Raw genomic sequence first — 15,069 nt, forward strand, 5'->3', positions numbered from 1 at the left:
GTCTTCCGGTCTCCGGTCTTCCGGTCTTCCGGTCTGGAGGAGGATCGGCGGCCTGGACACGTTCAAGGCCGACGACGATGCCCTTTCCCTGGTGCATCCGGACCGCTGAATTCCACGCCCTGGCGTGGAGAGTCGCCTGGCCGGCTCTGCCGTACCGGCTCGATCAGGTGTGTGCCGTCGTGATGCCGGATCGCCGGGCGGTCGTTTTCGCGCATCGCGTCGAGAACACGGATGGCGAATGCCTCCGATGTGAGGGAGAGCACCTCGTCGGCGGTCACCCATCGGAAGTCCCTTGTCTCATCGGTCTCGGCCGGAGTGCCGTGTACGGCGCGGCACCGGAAAACCAGCGCGACGACTCCACACGTCATGTTCTTGTAGACGCCCGTCAGCGTTTCGAGCTCAACGGTAAGGCCGGTCTCCTCGAAGACTTCGCGGAGTAGACCGGTGGTGATGTCCTCATCCCGTTCGAGGATTCCTCCTGGTGCCTCCCAATGACCGTTGTCACGTCGCCGGATCAGGAGCGCCCGGCCCGTCTCGTCGAGGATGACGCCGGCGACGCTGACGGAGTGGCGATTGTCGTGCTCCATGCGATCCTTTCGAATGGGTTCCGCCTTTCGAATGGGTTCCGGCAACGAGGTCCGGCCTCGCAAACCTGTCGGTCGCGGGGCCGGAGTTTCGTCGATCAGGTGGCGCGGAGGAAGCGGATCGCCACCATCGCCGCCAGCAGCACTCCTGCTCCCGCCACCCAGGGCAGAAGTCCCGCACCGGATTCCGCCGTCATCGGCGCCGCGAGTGCTTTCGTTTTGGGTTGCGTCACTGCTGATTGTTCCTCGGACTCCGTCGCCGCCGGTTTGCCGGCCGCTTTCGCGGGCTGGTCGTGGCCGCCCGCCTGGCCGCGACGGTCGTAGTCCGAGCCCGGGAGCCTGTCGGCATATCGGCTCTGCACTATCCGCCGGTATTCGGCCAAGGATACGCCGGAGGCGCCGACCGAGGCGGTGGCCTGTTCGTTGAGCGGCACGACTCTGTGGCCGCGGATGACATACCAGGCTCCGAGTTGTGGCTCACGGAAGACTGCGCCGGGCGGTCCCTGCCCCGCGTACCGCTGCTCGGTGTCGCCACCGGCGATGTTGCCCAACTTCCAGGTGCCCGGTGCGGTGCGCGACATCCACAGGGACGCCAGCAGATTGCCCGGTCCTTTCGCCCCTACCGCGATGAAGGAGAAACGGCCGGGTAGCCACGACCGGTTCGCCACGAAGGCGGGGTCGAGTTCGTTGACCACGAGGGGCCGTCTGATGATCTCGACGGGGATCTGCCCTGGAGGAGCTCCCTGGGCCGTGAAGAACGCCACGACCGTGTCCTTGGCCGCGATGGCCGCCGCCAGCGCCGCCGCCAGGTCCGCCGGGGTGGGATGGGCCGCACGGGAGGTCCCCGCGTGGGCCGCGGCGGGAGCGAAAAGGAAGATGACGGCCGCCGCCGTCGCTGCGATGAATTTCACGGGGTCTCCTTCAGGCGCTGACGTTGTCGAGGGAGTGGGTCCACGACCAGCGCGAATTGTTGACGTAGAAGTCGTAGGTCGAAAGGTTGTAGCGAGGGTCGGGGCCCCAGGGATTGCTCCAGTGCACGCTGTTGCTTCTGCGGTCGTAGCCGAAGATCACTTCCATGTGCCCGCCGCCCGCCTTCCACTGCACGCGGGTCAGGATCGGCCGATGGGCGTCGATCTCACGGACGACGGCGGAGAACGCCAGGTAGTTGGCCGAGTAATAGCCGGGCTGGCGCATGCCGATGCGCCGGAACGCTCTTTGATCCTCCGCCAGGGTCGCCTGGTTGTTGGGACAGGCGAGGTTGATGTCCTGGTTGCCGAAGGCCATGTTGCAGAACTGGTTCTGGCTGTACTGCCCGTAGCCGTGGTAGGCGGCGACGGAATTGCCGATCGCGGCCCAGCACCAGTTCGACTTCTGCTGTTCCTGCTGGACGAAGTTCAGCTTGTACCAGTCGTATCGCTGGGCGTGGGCGGGGGTTGTGGTGCCGATCCAGGTGGTCGTCGCTATTGCGAGGGCCACGGCGAGTCGGAACATGGGCGCTCCTTGAGTGAGGGTGTTGGGGGCGGTCGTTCCGGCGGACGCGCCTGCATCTGGGGCGATGGCTTTATGCGTCGGCGGGGATCCGGCCGCTCTACGCATCACTCACGATACGGCTACATACTGTGACCGCAAGATAACTGTCTGTGACCATAGTGGAAGAGGATGATTCCTCATTCGGCACGTGTGAGTCCGGTCACGGGGTGGAATTCCATGTGCGGGGCGAGGGTGTCTTCCGCGTCTCCGCACTCGGCCAGGTTGCGGGCTGCGCCGTACTATCCGGTGCCGTCAAGCCGGCGGCGTGCGACCCGCTCGTTCATGAAATCTTCAGGCTTGTGGCCGGTGACGCCTGTTGTCGCGCGCCCTCGTGATCGTAGGCTGCTTGTCATGGACGGCGGTGGAACGTTTCTTCGGGCGGCGGACATCACGGCGACGCTGGACACCGTACTCACTGCTATGCAAGCTGCGGATGCCGACCTCGCTTACCGCGTGGCGGGCACGAGCGCGGCTGTTCTTCAGGGGGTTCGGCTTCCCGCCGGGGATATCGACATGCTGGTGACCCGGCGAGAGGATGTGGATCGGTTCGCCGCCGCGCTCTCTTCGTTTCCCTGCCTTCATGCCGCCTCGTGGCTCCCAGGGCCCTCGCAATACTTCGCTCGTTACGAGGTGGGCGGGGTCGCGGTGGAAATCAGCACTGTTGAGCGGCGGGTCGACTCCGACGGTATGGAATGCGTCGGCCGCGGCCCGTGGCGGCACTGCGTGTGGATCACATGTGGCTCGCACCAGGTTCCTGTGGTTCGTCTGGAACTACGGCTGGCCACGGAGCTTGTACGGGACAGGGTCGATCATTACGAACCTCTACTCGACCATATGAGGGCGCGTGGGTTCGATTTTGACCTGTTATATCGGGCTATGAGGGACCAAGGGCTGTCGGCGGAACGGCAGCGGCTGGTCTGGGATCGCCTTACCTACTGACAGCTGTTGAGGGTCGAGCGAGGGTGCGGCCCGGTGGCCGGGCCGCACGCTCATCAGGCGTTCGCCGTACGCTCAACGGCGCGTCATGGAACTAGTGCCTCCGCCACCGGTCGGTCTCGTATTCGTCGACGGCCTTGCCAAGACCTGCCAGCTTCTCGGTGAAGGTCATAGGGAACAGGCCGGGCTCGGCCGGCGGCCGGTTCGCGTCGACGTATTGCGTGCCGAGGTTGGTGAGGGCGACCACGATGTAGTGCCTGCCCGCCTTGCCCGGCAGCGACTTCACGATGCCGGCGTCGGCGCCCGAGTTGCTGACCCAGCCGGTCTTGTGGGCGAAGCTCACCTCGGCGTTGGCGTCGCAGGGACGCACGTCGCGGCCGAACCGGTTGCCGGCGACGGTGACGGTCCCGTCGTCGCCCACCCAGCGCGAAGGCACCCGGTGCGGGATGCCGGGCACCGGGCTGTCGCACCGGTTGGCCGTGGACAACATGTCGTTCCAACCCTGGTTCGCGAGGTGCACCTTGAACACCTGGCGCGAGGCCGGGCTCAGCACGGCGGAGGTCACCGGGGTGCCGTCGGGCGCGTTCCATGCCTTGCCGGGCAGCCCGTTGACCAGGGCGAGCAGCTTGGCGGTGTCCAGCGAGGTCATGGTGACCGGGTTGGACCAGCGCCCGCCGGTGGCGGGGTTGGTGTTCTTGAGCTGGAGGGTTTCCAGGCCGAGGCTCTGGAAGGTCTGGTTCAGCTCGTTGACGGCTCCCTTGTCGTGGAGCAGCTTGACCAGGGCGCAAGTGGCCGGGTTGTCGGAGGTGGTCAGCGACGCCTGCAGGTAATTCCCGACCGTGTTGCTGGTGTCGCCCCGGCACAACGAACTGTTCTCCGTCGGCCGGTAGTCATAGGTGTCGGTGAGCGCGATCGTGCCCTTGTCCACCAGACGCAGGACACCGAAACCGACCATCAGCTTCAGCACGGAGGCGGGGTAGGGCGACATGAAGTCGATGGGTGCCTGCTCACGGCCGGGGACGATGTCGATCGTGCCCCTGCCCTGGTTGGCATACCAGCCATTGTCGTCCCACTGACGCCAGCGGACGGCATTCGTGCGGTAATTGCGGTCCACAGGCACGGCGACGCCGTCCGGATGCTGCGGACTCATCAATACGGTGCCGGACGCCAGCGGGTTGCCGTGCTTATCGAGTTCCAGCACGGTCACGTCGAGTTGCGGCTGCTGCGTGATCGGCTGGGGATCGGCCGCGGTGAACAGCCGGGAGTACTCCGAAGGCGTCCTGGCCATTTTCTCTTCGACGTCCGCGAGCCGCATGGCCTGAGTTGAGCCGGGCGGCGCGAGATCGAGCACCTCCTGGAAACGCGCGTCGTTCATGGCCCGCTGGAGGAAACGGGTGATGTGGTTGGTCTGACCCTCGGCTTCGGCCTGCGCTGGCACCGTCGCCAGGCCCAGGAAGAGGATGCCGGCGGCGGCCCCCGCGGCGGCGGCGCGGCTCTTCTGGATAAAGGACATCTGAGGATCTTAAGTCGCCGATCTTGCTCATGCGCCGGAACGTCGCCTATCGCTGGGGCTCGATCATCGTGCCCACCGGTTATGTGGACTACGACGTCTTCCATGCGGCCGGCGGGAACCCCTATGGGCTGAGCCGAGTAAAGAACTGCTGGTGGGCGCCCGATATCAGGGAGGCCGGCCGACGCGCATCGCCGCCGCGGTAGCCTATCTGCGCGCCGCGTGACTCCTGCCGGCGTGGTGTTGCGCTTCTCGCTTATGGCAACAGCGACGCGCGCCTTCGTGACGGGCCCGGGGCGGCTAGGTGTTCGCCTTACAGGATCAGCGGCGGGAGTAGTTCTCCGGGGTTCCGCATCGCTGTCCCACCCCGGGGAAGTTCTGACACACGGTGATCTTGATTCGCCAAATGTGGCCGGCGTTGGGGGAGAAGTTGATGCGCTTCGCGCCGTCGCTGACAGTCCGGCTGTCAGACGTCCTCTTCTCACCTAGATCATTGAACGTCTCGAAAATCACCGTGGTGGAGTAGTCACTGTTCCTGCGGTTGACCACGCTGCCGCTGATGTTCACCAGAGCGCTGGGGAGGCTCCAGGCGATTGTCCCCGTGCTGAATCCCATGTTGCAGTCAGAATTCTTGTAGCACACATGGAACTGTTCGCCGGCGTTCACCGCGGACGCGGACGCGGGCGCGGTGGCCGTCAACACGCCGGCGAGCGCGGACAAAACGAGTGCGGCACGTAGCGACTTTCTCATGTTTCCCCTTCTCAGATGCGGGTGTCCGTTCGGCCCGGGCCAGAACTCACCGTGACCGACGAGACAGCCCGTCCAACCAACCAGGTCGGTCCGCGTGCGGGGAGAGCCGTGCACGAATCGGAGCGTAAACCTGCACGCCTTTCAAGCGGTGCCTCCGCCGGCTGTTCACTCGAGGAATCCATCGAGGAATCCATCGAGGAATCCATCGAGGAATCCATAGAGAAATCCGTCGAGAACAGGAGGTGGCCGGGCTCGCCGCCGGAGCCGGGGAGAGGGGAAGGGGAGTCACCCGGCGGGAGGCTGGTCGATCGGGCCGGACGACATCCGCATGGAGCTGCGGTAAGCGACGGGAGTGGTCCCGAAGGCCTGGCGGAACGCATGCGCGAAAGTCGACGGGCTGGCGAAGCCCCAGCGCGCGGCGATGGCGTGAATCGGCAGCCCACGCAGGCCGGGATCGGCCAGATCGGTGCGGCAGCGTTCGAGGCGGCGTCGCCGTACCGACGAGGCCACGCTCTCGTCCCGGCCGTCGAAAAGAGCATAGAGCCCACGCAGCGAGATGTTGTGGCGGGCGGCGATGGAACGGGGGGACAGTTGAGGATCGGCGAGGTGGTGGTCGATGAAGGCGTCGATACGCCGCAGCATCACCTGCTGCCGCGTTTCAGGTGGAAGACCGACATTGAGCTGTTGGGCGAGCAGTCCGGAGGCGAGACTCAGCGCTGTCTGCTCCAGCGAGCGCAGGTCTTCCGGCGAGCATTCGGCGCCATTGGTTTCGAGCGCGGTGAGAAACTGGCGATACAGAGCACCTAGACCGCGCCGAGTGGTGAACCGGCTGCCCAGCGCCGCGTCCAGCCCGTTGGCGGGCAGGCTGAACATCGCGCGGGGGATGCTCAGCACCGTCACCACGGTGCCTTCACTGTCGAGCGGTGCAGCGACGTAGGGGTGGGATGTGTCCCAGAGGACCACGTCCCCGGTCTCCATGCGAACATCGGTGCGGTTCCGGGAAAAGCCAATGTGACCGCGCTTGATCAGCCCCAGGAGGTAGTGTTCCGGATCGCTCTGCCGGATCAACTGCGGGGTGCGCCGGTCTCGGTGCCCGGCCTCGATCTGCTGCGACAGTTCGATCTGGCCGAGACTCAACCCTCTGAACCGGACATGGAACACCTTGGAATCGGTGATCGTGACCTCGTGAGGAGCCAGGGAGCGAGACAAGTTTTCGCGGTACCACTCTTCTCGCTCTCCGGCCTCGACCTCGTCTGTGGAACCCCGTGACCACACGACAATTCTCCTGCCAGATTGGGGAAACTGCTTCGGGCCTCGATCGGCCCGATGGGAATTCTGCCCTCTGGAGATCGCCTCCGGTTGGGCCAGTGATTGGCCGGGGCGTTCGAGACCGGCATGGCGGTGGCCGGCGACCGTGGGGTCTTGGGCAAGCCTCGTGACGTGCATGTCACCGATCGGCCACTGTGACCACCCGATCACGCTCGACTACCGTCCGCGTCTAGCGGATCACGTAGCGCGACGTGCTTGAATCGGAGTCCCTTCATGCCCCTTCCCCCACGCGCAGCGCCGGCCGCGTTGGCACTGCTCACCCTCGGCGCTCCCTTAATGGGCACCACACCCCCAGTCTCGGCGTCGACACAGACCCAGGCTCGCGCACCGCAACCGTTGCTGCGGGAAGCCGTCGCCTCTCGGCCTGAGAGTGCCGTAGCCACCCCCGCTGAATCCGCGTCACGACTCCTCGCAGCTGACGCCTTCCAGCAGGACTGCCTCAAGGCGCACAACACCTATCGCGCACGGCACGGAGTACCCGCAATGCGGACCGAGCCGGCGGGCCTCGAAGCGGCCAAGAAATCCGCCACCTATTACGCCCAAAAGGGATCGATCGACCACTCCTCACCTTATAAGCACGCCCGCGGGGAGAATCTGTTCGTCTTCATGACCACCAACTCCGACACGGTGGCCTCATGCGCAGACGCCGTGAGAGCCTGGTACCAGGGGATCAGCCACTACGACTTCAACCGTCCCGGCTTCTCCTTCGACACAGGCTGGTTCACACAGGTGGTGTGGAAGTCCTCAACCCAACTGGGCTGCGCCCAAGCCATCGGCCAAACATCCGGCCGATCCGGGACGTACATCGTGTGCCTCTACAACCCACCCGGCAACCTCCTCGGAAACGACGGCGCCCACTTCAGGGACAACGTTCCTCGTCTTATCAGGTAATACTTTCGGCCAAGGGAGGGTTCTGAGAAAGCGCGGCTGAGGATGCCGTGTTGCGACCGTTCGCGGGGCGATGGGGACCCCACGGCAAAGCCGCTGCTCTTAGGCGGTGGGGTCGATGGTTTCCGGCCTGATTTTCAGCAGACCTCCGGTAGTGCAGCTGAGCCTGGTGTGTCGCTGAAATCTGTCGCTATGGATTGGTCAAGGATCGTGGTCACAGAATCTCTGTGCGCTCAGATTCGGTGGCTATTCCATCGGCCACATCTCCGGCTGCCATATCAACCCGGTCACCCACCCTCGTGGTCATCGAGTTGTACGTGGTGTTCAACGAGGTGGCAGGCGTGCTCGCCGCGAAGAATGTGACTATCGCCCGCAGCCTGGTGGGCAACTATGTGACCAGTTTGGACATGACGGGTGTCTCCATCACGGTGTGCAGGGCGGATACCGACATGCTGTCTCTGTGGGACGCGCCCGTGAACACGCCGGCCCTGCGCTGGGGAGTCTGAACCGGGTCGGGGCGGGGCAAGGCACGAGGCACGGCTTGGGGACCGGCCGTGTGAACCGCACCCCGTTCCGACATACACCGATCCGATGAATGGAGGACTCCCCTATGCGCAGCGAGCCGACCGGCAAAGCCCTTAGCCGTGAAACGGCGTTGGATGTCTGGCAACTCGTGCGGGATCGGTGTATGGCCTCGTTGCCCTGACCTTGCCCGGCGCCTACTGCGGGTCCAATGTCGTAAGAACTGCCAAGAGGGTTTTCTCGCATGAGTCTGACACTCCGGGCGGCCTCGCCCCTCCGTATCGGTCTGGGGCTGGCCGCCGTCGGTCGGCCCGGGTACATCACCCTGGGCCGGGACACGGATCTGCCTGCCGTACGCTCGGCCGAAGCTCTTAAGGAGCGGGCCTTCGCCCTGATGGACGCGGCCTATGCCCAAGGGGTGCGCTACCTCGACGCCGCCCGCTCTTACGGTCTGGCCGAAACGTATCTCGCCGAGTGGCTGGAATCCCGTCCCGACGCCAAAGACGTCGTGGTGAGCAGCAAGTGGGGCTACACCTACACCGCCGACTGGCGCACACAGGCCGATGTCCACGAGGTCAAAGACCACAGCATTGACGCGTATGACCGTCAAGTCGCCGAGACCCGCGCCCTGCTCGGGGACCGGCTCAATCTGTATCAGGTTCACTCCGTAACCCCGGACAGCCCCGCATTGAGCGACACCGCCCTGCATGAGCGTTTGGCACAGCTGACGGAAGAAGGAGTCACCGTCGGCCTGTCCACCAGCGGTCCCCGCCAGGCGGACACCATCCGCGCGGCGCTGTCCGTCACGGTGAGCGGAAGGCCGGTGTTCGGCAGTGTCCAGACCACCTACAACCTGCTGGAGCGCTCGGCAGGCGGCGCTCTCGCCGAGGCACACGACGCCGGCTGTGCGGTGATCGTCAAGGAGGCCCTGGCCAACGGCCGCCTGGCCGGTCCTCACGTCGTCGCCGCCGAGATGGGCGCTCTGCGGGAGATCGCCCAGGAAACAGGTGCCTCGTGCGATGCCGTCGCCCTCGCGGCCGTCCTCGCGCAGCCCTGGGCCGACGTCGTGCTCTCCGGAGCCGCCACGGTTGATCAGCTCACTAGCAACATCGCGGCGACACACGTTCATCTCAGTTCCGCCCAGCTGGAGCGGCTCACCGAGCTGGCTCAGCCCGCCGAAGCCTACTGGGCGCAGCGATCACGGCTGGCCTGGGCGTGAGCCGTACGGCAGGCGCCTCACTTGACCTCAACGCCCATCGACCTGGAGCTTCCCGATGACGTATTTCCTTCCGCAGGCCGACGCGGTCCTGCGTGCCGCACGCGGTCTCGCCCTGGCCCACCCCGGCCTGATCGAAGTGAACACTAGCCCTCTGTACCTGCGGGCTCGCACCAGCAACCCCAGCCGCACTGTCGCGTTGGTCGCAGGAGGCGGCTCCGGCCACGAGCCGCTGCACACCGGCCTGCTCGGCCCCGGCGGCCTCGACGCCGTCTGTCCCGGTGAGGTGTTCGCGTCTCCGCACAACCGGCAGATCTACGAGGCCAGCGTGGCCGCCGCGAAGAGCGACGGCGTCTTGCTCATCATCAAGAACTACACCGGCGATGTGATCAACTTTCAGATCGCGGCGGAACGCCTTCGCCACGACGGCATTCCCGTAGCCACTGTCCTTGTCGACGACGACCTGGCCACCGACAAGAAGGACGCCGCGACCGGCCGCCGAGGCACCGCCGCAACCGTGGTCCTGGAGAAGCTGCTTGGAGCCTTCGCCGACCAGGGCGCCAAACTTGTGGAACTCGTCAGACTGGGCGTGGAAATCGTCGCGCGCTCCCGCAGTCTCGCTGTCGCGGCCCGAGCCCAGACCTCACCCTCGACCGCGGCGCCGGCCTTCGAGCTGAGCCCCGGCACGCTCGACTACGGTGTCGGAATCCACGGCGAGCGCGGGACACGCACCATCGACCACCGCCCCGTCGAGGAGCTCGTCCGGCAGATGACCGACGATCTACTCGGAGCCCTGCCCGCGAGGCAGGACAAGGTATTGGTCGTCGTCAACGGACTCGGTGCGACGACCAGCCTGGAACTGCACGCCATCGGCTCGATCCTGTACGACCTGCTGACGGCCCGCGGCATCCAGCCCCTGGCCATCGTGCCCGGCACGTTCACCGCGGCGCTGGACATGGCAGGCTTCTCCATCACCCTCACCCATATGAAGGCGGAGTGGGAAGACCTGTGGACGGGACCCACCGGCACACCGCTTCAGCTTCCCTCCCTCACCCTGACCCCGGACACCGCGGCGACCATCGTCACCGAACCGGCCCCTACCGAAGCACACGTGAGCGAGGCCCCGGCAGGCCGAGCCGTTCTCGACCGTTATTCGATGATCGTCTCCCAGGTCCGTGACAACCTCACCACCCTCGACCAGCTCGTCGGCGACGGCGACTTCGGCGACAACCTTCTCGGCGGCGTGCGCCGGGCGGTCAAGCTGAACGAATCGGGGACCGACGGCATGGCTGCCCTGGCCAAGGCGTTTCTCAACGATGTCGGCGGCACCAGCGGCCCGCTCTTCGGGCTCCTCTTCCAGCATCTGGCCACCGTGTCCTGGCCCGACGACCAGGCCCCCGATGCGCCGGCCGTCGCCGAAGCGGCGCGGTCCAGCCTCGCCGCCATCCACCGAGCCGGCGGAGCCGAGGTTGGCGACTGCACCCTCGTGGACGCACTCGCTCCCGCCATCGACGCCTTGGCCGCGGCCACCGACAGCCCCTTCACCGCCGCCGCCGAGGCCGCCATCCAGGGTGCCCTGAACACCGCCTCCCTCACCCCCCGGCGTGGCCGCGCCAGCTACGTGGGCGAGCGCGCCATCGGCGTCCCCGACCCGGGGGCCTTCGGCGTGGCGCTACTGTTCACCGCGATCGCCGACATCTACGAACCGGCGACCGCCGCGCGCCTGCCCGACCCCCAGCACATCACCTCGCGCTGATCCGGCCCGGCGCCGATCACCGCCGAGGTACGGCACAGCCTTCCCGGCCACAGACCCGCGCCCTGAACGGGCCTGAGGATGCGACGGCGCCCTCAGGCCCGTCAGGCGGAAAGGTGCCCAGGCAACGGATTTTCCAGCACCGCCAGGCGCCGGCTTCCCGACGGGAGGCTGCCTGATCTCCGTCACACGTGGGCGACACTCGCCCCCAAGGCATGCCGGTCAAGGTTGTTCAGGAGCGGTTGGGGCACACCAACCCAAACATCTACCCCCAAAGGTCAGCATTCTCACCAGTCCTTGCCCCTGGCTCTACCGAACAGCCAGGTGGTCAGCCCAATAAAAGCTGCGATACCGATGCTTATCAGCGCGGGCATGTACCAATCAGGGCCAGGCATCGCGACATCGTACTCGTCGTTGATTCGCCAAGGCGAAGTTGTGGGATTGACTGCTATGGCCACGGCAAGAGTCAGCAAGTACATCACGCCGACCAGGCACGCCAGGATTGTATTCACGGTGGATCGGCGGCTAGGACGGTCGAGCACAGCGAGAAAGAGCGCCTCGACGCCGAGGATAAGGGTGTAGACGAACGTTCCCGCGCACGCGTGAGCGATAGCTCTGTCCAGTTGGTCCAGCGTCACAGCAGTCCAGGGATCTCCGTACCAGGAAAGCCCCGCTGGGTGGGCGGCGGCGATCTGGAACATGATGAGATTCACTGCGGCGTACAGCAACGGGGCTGCTAGAGCGAACAACAGAGCCGGCGAGCTTGCTAATGGACGCCGGCTCAAGCCCGGAGGTTTCAGCGGCGGCACCGGCCCCCTCGCCCCGGGCTTCGGTGATCAGAGGGTCACGTCATGGTCTGATTTTCCCGAGGATTTGCCGCACGAGCTCGTCGGGCTCCGAGTCGATATCGGCGACGATGCCGGCTTCGTCGAGTTCGAGCGGCTCGAGAATCGCGAGCTGGGAGTTGAGAAGTGCGGCAGGCATGAAGTGGTTCCGGCGCGCGTTCAGGCGGGACTCAAGGATTGCTCGCGGGCCGTCGAGGTGGACGAATATCACGTCGGGCGCGATCACGCGGATCCGGTCGCGATAGCGACGGGCGAGGGCGGAGCAGGCGACGACTGCCGCCGGGCGACTGTCGAGCGCGCGGCCGACCTCGTCCAGCCACGCCCACCGGTCCTCGTCCTCGAGCGGGATCCCCGAGCGCATCTTTACGACGTTCGATGCCGGATGCAGGTCGTCGCCGTCGATGAACGGCATGCCGAGTGCGGCTGCAAGTGCCTGGCCGACGGTGGACTTCCCTGAACCCGAGACACCCATCACCACGATCCGCGATGCGCCCGCGATGGCGCCATGCTCAGATTTCACGGTCACCAGTCGTGGACGGTTCCGTCAGCGAGTCGGTTGTAGGGCAGGTAGGCCCGCACATAGGGGTACTTCCCCGCCTCGTCGGTATCGAGCTCAACGCCCAGACCGGGCTGGTCGCCGGGGTGTAGCAGGCCGTTCTGCCAGGTATAGCTCTGCTGGAAGACGGCATCGGTCTTCTCGCCATGCCTCATATACTCCTGGATGCCGAAGTTGTGGATCGCCAGTCCGAGGTGCATCGCGGCCGCCATTCCCACGGGGGAAATATCGGTTGGCCCGTGCATGCCCGACTTGATCTGATACTGCGACGCATAGTCGAGCACCTTCTTCAAATGGGTGATGCCGCCGGTATGCGTCACGGCACTGCGAACGTAGTCGACCAACTGCTCGCGGACGATCTGCTGGTAGTCCCACACGGTGTTGAAGATCTCGCCGATCGCCAAGGGCGTGGTCGTGTGCTGACGCACCAGTCTCAGCGCCTCCTGGTTCTCCGCCGGTGTGCAGTCCTCTAGCCAGAACAGGCCGTACGGCTCGAGCGACTTGCCGAGTTGTGCCGCCTGGATCGGCGTCATCCGGTGGTGGCCATCATGAAGCAGCGGAAGCTCGGGACCGAATTCGTTGCGGACTGCTTCGAAGACCGTGGGGATATGCCGCAGGTAGGATCGGGTGTCCCAGTCCTCCTCGTTGGGTAGTCCGCCGCGCTGAGCCGGCTCGTGATCGTATCGAACGCCAGTGTTCCCGTCATACGTCGCGTTCGACGCGATTCCGTAGATCGACTTGAGTCCGGGGACCGCGGCTTGAATACGGATGGCGCGATATCCCTGTTCCTGATGCGAGCGGACGCTGTCGAAAAGCTCCTGCTCGTCACGCCCACTCGCGTGGCCGTACGCGAGGAGCCCGGTACGGCTCGCGCCGCCCAAGAGTTGGTACACCGGAAGCCCGGCCGCTTTGCCTTTGAGGTCCCAGAGGGCCATGTCGACGGACGCGATCGCCGCCATGGTCACCGGGCCCCGGCGCCAGTAGGCGCTGCGGTACAGGAACTGCCAGGTGTCCTCGATACGGTGCGCGTCCCGACCGAGGAGCAAGGGGACGACGTGCTCCGCAAGATAGGCGACGACCGCCTGCTCGCGGCCGTTCAAGGTGGCATCGCCGAGTCCGGTCAGGCCGTCGTCGGTCGTGAGCTTGAGGGTCACGAAGTTCCGGTCGGGACTCGTGACGATGACTTCGGCACGTTCGATTCTCATGTAGGTTCCTTTTTCCTGCCGGCGTGCCGGCATCGTCAGAGGTCGGTCGCGGCACTTGCCGCGGCGATGATCTGTGCCGAGAGTGCGTGGTCCTCCACGAGGCGCTCGTCGACAGCGGCCAGCCGGACTCGGTCGCCATGCGTTCCGGGTGGCGCTTCACGGAGCGCGGCGGCGGCCGGGTCGGGTAGGTCCGGGCGGCGTTCGGCGAGACGGAGCCAGGCGGCGACCGCCGCGATCGACGTGTCGGCGGGCCGTCCGGCGGCGAGCTCTGCCTCAAGGATTGGGAGGATCCGCAATCGCACCTTGAGGGTCGAGTCGGCCGCTATTTGCTCGAGACGGTGCCGGATACGCGCGTTGGCGAACCGCTGGATCAACTGCGCGCGATACCCGTCAGGGTCGACCTCGGCGGGTAGTGAGCGCGCCGCCTCGTCCCAGAAGCGCTCGACGAGCTCGCGAGGCTTCGGGTCCGCGATCGCCTCTGCCACGGTCGTGTGGCCGCGCACGAGCCCCGTCGCGGCGAGAATCGTGTGCGCTCCGTTCAGCATGCCGAGCTTGCGCCGCTCGAACGGCTCCGTGTCGGACACGAAGGTGGCGCCCGCCAGCTCCCACGCCGGTCTGCCGTTCGGGAACTCACCCGCGAGCACCCAGTCGTGGAACGGCTCGGTCACCACCGGCGAACGATCGTCGAACCCTGTCAGCCGCGACCCCGCAACGACATCGGCGGGCGTCGTGGCCGGAGTGATCCGGTCGACGACAGTCGAGACGAAGGCGGCCTCTCGATCGATCCAGGCGGCAAGCAGCGGGTCAATGCGGTCCGCCAGCTGGAGCAGGCCAGATCGCACCATACGGCCGTTGTCCGGCACGTTATCGCAGGGGACGACCGCGATCGGACCTCCTTCGGCCCGGCGGCGGGCCTGCAGTCCGAGTAGCAGACGCCCTGGCGCCGTCACGACGGTCGGCGGCTCCGTGTCCGCTCTCCATCGCCGCAGCGCATCGAGATCGGCGTCGACCTCCGGGGCGGCGATCGGTTGTCCGTCGGGGGAGATTCGGTACCCTGCCTCGGTGATGGTGCTCGTGACGATCGCGACACCCGGATCAGCGAGGTAGCCCGCGAAGCGCGCGGCGGCCGCGCCGTCGTGCGCGGCCGAGATGCTCCCGACGACCCGCGCCCGATCGCCGTCGGCAGCCCGCTCGATGACGGAATACAGTCCGTCCTGAGCCATGAGCTCGACCGCTCGGTCAGGGGATTGTCCGGTGAAGGCGGCTATACCCCACTCCTTCGCCTCGTCGACCACGTCGGTATACCACGCTTGGTGCGCTCGATGGAACGCTCCAAGTCCAAGATGCACGATGCGCACGGGCCGGGGGGCGGTCAGCCGCGGCTCTGTCGTGGCAGCCGTCGCACGGGTCAGCCGTGGTCGCCGTTTCATCAGGGGAACTCCGGC

General features: G+C 66.1%; 16 protein-coding genes. 6 read left to right on the forward strand and 10 right to left on the reverse strand.

Translation table 11 applies throughout. From position 1 onward, the window contains the following. Positions 1-62: 62 nt before the first annotated feature. The 3 genes from Ssi02_RS27985 to Ssi02_RS27995 all read right to left on the reverse strand — a co-directional run bounded on the left by Ssi02_RS27985 (position 63) and on the right by Ssi02_RS27995 (position 2,075). The gene (locus Ssi02_RS27985; protein ID WP_204030570.1) at positions 63-587 is read right to left on the reverse strand and encodes an NUDIX hydrolase; all 525 of its coding nucleotides are present in this window, start codon (positions 585-587) and stop codon (positions 63-65) included. A 95-nt stretch (positions 588-682) separates the two neighbouring features. Continuing rightward, positions 683-1,495, reverse strand: coding sequence for a hypothetical protein (locus Ssi02_RS27990; RefSeq protein ID WP_204030571.1), 813 nt, complete (start codon positions 1,493-1,495; stop codon positions 683-685). A gap of 10 nt (positions 1,496-1,505) precedes the next feature. After that, positions 1,506-2,075 carry a papain-like cysteine protease family protein gene (locus tag Ssi02_RS27995; protein WP_204030572.1) on the reverse strand — a complete coding sequence of 190 codons (570 nt, stop codon included), beginning with the start codon at positions 2,073-2,075 and terminating at the stop codon, positions 1,506-1,508. Positions 2,076-2,465: 390 nt separating this feature from the next. On the opposite strand from Ssi02_RS27995, the gene Ssi02_RS28000 reads away from it, so the two are divergent. Beyond that, entirely contained in the window at positions 2,466-3,053 is a 588-nt protein-coding gene (locus Ssi02_RS28000; RefSeq protein ID WP_204030573.1) for a hypothetical protein, read from the forward strand. A gap of 91 nt (positions 3,054-3,144) precedes the next feature. Here Ssi02_RS28000 and Ssi02_RS28005 read toward each other — a convergent pair whose 3' ends face one another. Continuing rightward, complete coding sequence (locus tag Ssi02_RS28005) at positions 3,145-4,563, reverse strand: serine hydrolase (protein ID WP_204030574.1); 1,419 nt, start codon at positions 4,561-4,563, stop codon at positions 3,145-3,147. A gap of 29 nt (positions 4,564-4,592) precedes the next feature. Between Ssi02_RS28005 and Ssi02_RS28010 the strand changes: the two genes are divergently transcribed. Further along, positions 4,593-4,766 (forward strand): hypothetical protein, encoded by a 174-nt coding sequence (locus Ssi02_RS28010; protein ID WP_204030575.1) that lies wholly within the window; start codon positions 4,593-4,595, stop codon positions 4,764-4,766. 115 nt (positions 4,767-4,881) lie between these two features. Here Ssi02_RS28010 and Ssi02_RS28015 read toward each other — a convergent pair whose 3' ends face one another. Together Ssi02_RS28015 and Ssi02_RS28020 are read right to left on the reverse strand one after the other, a co-directional pair. Continuing rightward, the gene (locus Ssi02_RS28015; RefSeq protein ID WP_204030576.1) at positions 4,882-5,310 is read right to left on the reverse strand and encodes a hypothetical protein; all 429 of its coding nucleotides are present in this window, start codon (positions 5,308-5,310) and stop codon (positions 4,882-4,884) included. 285 nt (positions 5,311-5,595) lie between these two features. Next, a complete protein-coding gene (locus Ssi02_RS28020; protein ID WP_204030577.1) occupies positions 5,596-6,585 on the reverse strand; it encodes an AraC-like ligand-binding domain-containing protein in 990 nt (329 codons plus the stop codon). A gap of 330 nt (positions 6,586-6,915) precedes the next feature. Between Ssi02_RS28020 and Ssi02_RS38930 the strand changes: the two genes are divergently transcribed. The 4 genes from Ssi02_RS38930 (at position 6,916) to Ssi02_RS28040 (ending at position 11,021) form a co-directional block, all read left to right on the forward strand. After that, positions 6,916-7,530: a CAP family protein gene (locus Ssi02_RS38930; RefSeq protein ID WP_275410754.1), complete on the forward strand. Its 615-nt coding sequence runs from the start codon at positions 6,916-6,918 to the stop codon at positions 7,528-7,530. A gap of 296 nt (positions 7,531-7,826) precedes the next feature. Further along, positions 7,827-8,033: a dihydroxyacetone kinase subunit DhaK gene (locus Ssi02_RS38935; protein ID WP_373870210.1), complete on the forward strand. Its 207-nt coding sequence runs from the start codon at positions 7,827-7,829 to the stop codon at positions 8,031-8,033. Between the two features lie 260 nt (positions 8,034-8,293). Beyond that, positions 8,294-9,268 (forward strand): aldo/keto reductase, encoded by a 975-nt coding sequence (locus Ssi02_RS28035; RefSeq protein WP_204030579.1) that lies wholly within the window; start codon positions 8,294-8,296, stop codon positions 9,266-9,268. Positions 9,269-9,323: 55 nt separating this feature from the next. Then, positions 9,324-11,021 carry a dihydroxyacetone kinase subunit DhaK gene (locus Ssi02_RS28040; protein WP_204030580.1) on the forward strand — a complete coding sequence of 566 codons (1,698 nt, stop codon included), beginning with the start codon at positions 9,324-9,326 and terminating at the stop codon, positions 11,019-11,021. A gap of 284 nt (positions 11,022-11,305) precedes the next feature. Here the strand turns inward: Ssi02_RS28040 and Ssi02_RS28045 are convergent, their stop codons facing one another. The 4 genes from Ssi02_RS28045 to Ssi02_RS28060 form a co-directional block, all read right to left on the reverse strand. Then, a complete protein-coding gene (locus tag Ssi02_RS28045) occupies positions 11,306-11,719 on the reverse strand; it encodes a hypothetical protein (RefSeq protein ID WP_204030581.1) in 414 nt (137 codons plus the stop codon). Positions 11,720-11,867: 148 nt separating this feature from the next. Beyond that, positions 11,868-12,389 (reverse strand): gluconokinase, encoded by a 522-nt coding sequence (locus Ssi02_RS28050; protein WP_239129867.1) that lies wholly within the window; start codon positions 12,387-12,389, stop codon positions 11,868-11,870. Further along, positions 12,386-13,624 (reverse strand): D-mannonate dehydratase ManD, encoded by a 1,239-nt coding sequence (manD, locus tag Ssi02_RS28055; RefSeq protein WP_204030582.1) that lies wholly within the window; start codon positions 13,622-13,624, stop codon positions 12,386-12,388. Before manD ends, Ssi02_RS28050 begins: the two co-directional genes overlap by 4 nt. A 35-nt stretch (positions 13,625-13,659) precedes the next feature. After that, positions 13,660-15,054, reverse strand: a complete 1,395-nt coding sequence (locus Ssi02_RS28060; RefSeq protein WP_204030583.1) for a mannitol dehydrogenase family protein — start codon at positions 15,052-15,054, stop codon at positions 13,660-13,662. Positions 15,055-15,069 lie beyond the last annotated feature (15 nt).

Source organism: Sinosporangium siamense, from assembly GCF_016863435.1.
Taxonomy (GTDB): Bacteria; Actinomycetota; Actinomycetes; order Streptosporangiales; family Streptosporangiaceae; genus Sinosporangium; species Sinosporangium siamense.

Excerpts from the sequence above, each read along its gene's own strand:
- Ssi02_RS27985 (WP_204030570.1), bottom strand. The coding sequence starts at position 587 with ATGGAGCACGACAATCGCCACTCCGTCAGCGTCGCCGGCGTCATCCTC.
- Ssi02_RS27995 (WP_204030572.1), bottom strand. The coding sequence starts at position 2,075 with ATGTTCCGACTCGCCGTGGCCCTCGCAATAGCGACGACCACCTGGATC.
- Ssi02_RS28000 (WP_204030573.1), top strand. The coding sequence starts at position 2,466 with ATGGACGGCGGTGGAACGTTTCTTCGGGCGGCGGACATCACGGCGACG.
- Ssi02_RS28005 (WP_204030574.1), bottom strand. The coding sequence starts at position 4,563 with ATGTCCTTTATCCAGAAGAGCCGCGCCGCCGCCGCGGGGGCCGCCGCC.
- Ssi02_RS28010 (WP_204030575.1), top strand. The coding sequence starts at position 4,593 with ATGCGCCGGAACGTCGCCTATCGCTGGGGCTCGATCATCGTGCCCACC.
- Ssi02_RS28015 (WP_204030576.1), bottom strand. The coding sequence starts at position 5,310 with ATGAGAAAGTCGCTACGTGCCGCACTCGTTTTGTCCGCGCTCGCCGGC.
- Ssi02_RS38930 (WP_275410754.1), top strand. The coding sequence starts at position 6,916 with ATGGGCACCACACCCCCAGTCTCGGCGTCGACACAGACCCAGGCTCGC.
- Ssi02_RS28035 (WP_204030579.1), top strand. The coding sequence starts at position 8,294 with ATGAGTCTGACACTCCGGGCGGCCTCGCCCCTCCGTATCGGTCTGGGG.
- Ssi02_RS28040 (WP_204030580.1), top strand. The coding sequence starts at position 9,324 with ATGACGTATTTCCTTCCGCAGGCCGACGCGGTCCTGCGTGCCGCACGC.
- Ssi02_RS28045 (WP_204030581.1), bottom strand. The coding sequence starts at position 11,719 with ATGTTCCAGATCGCCGCCGCCCACCCAGCGGGGCTTTCCTGGTACGGA.
- manD (WP_204030582.1), bottom strand. The coding sequence starts at position 13,624 with ATGAGAATCGAACGTGCCGAAGTCATCGTCACGAGTCCCGACCGGAAC.
- Ssi02_RS28060 (WP_204030583.1), bottom strand. The coding sequence starts at position 15,054 with ATGAAACGGCGACCACGGCTGACCCGTGCGACGGCTGCCACGACAGAG.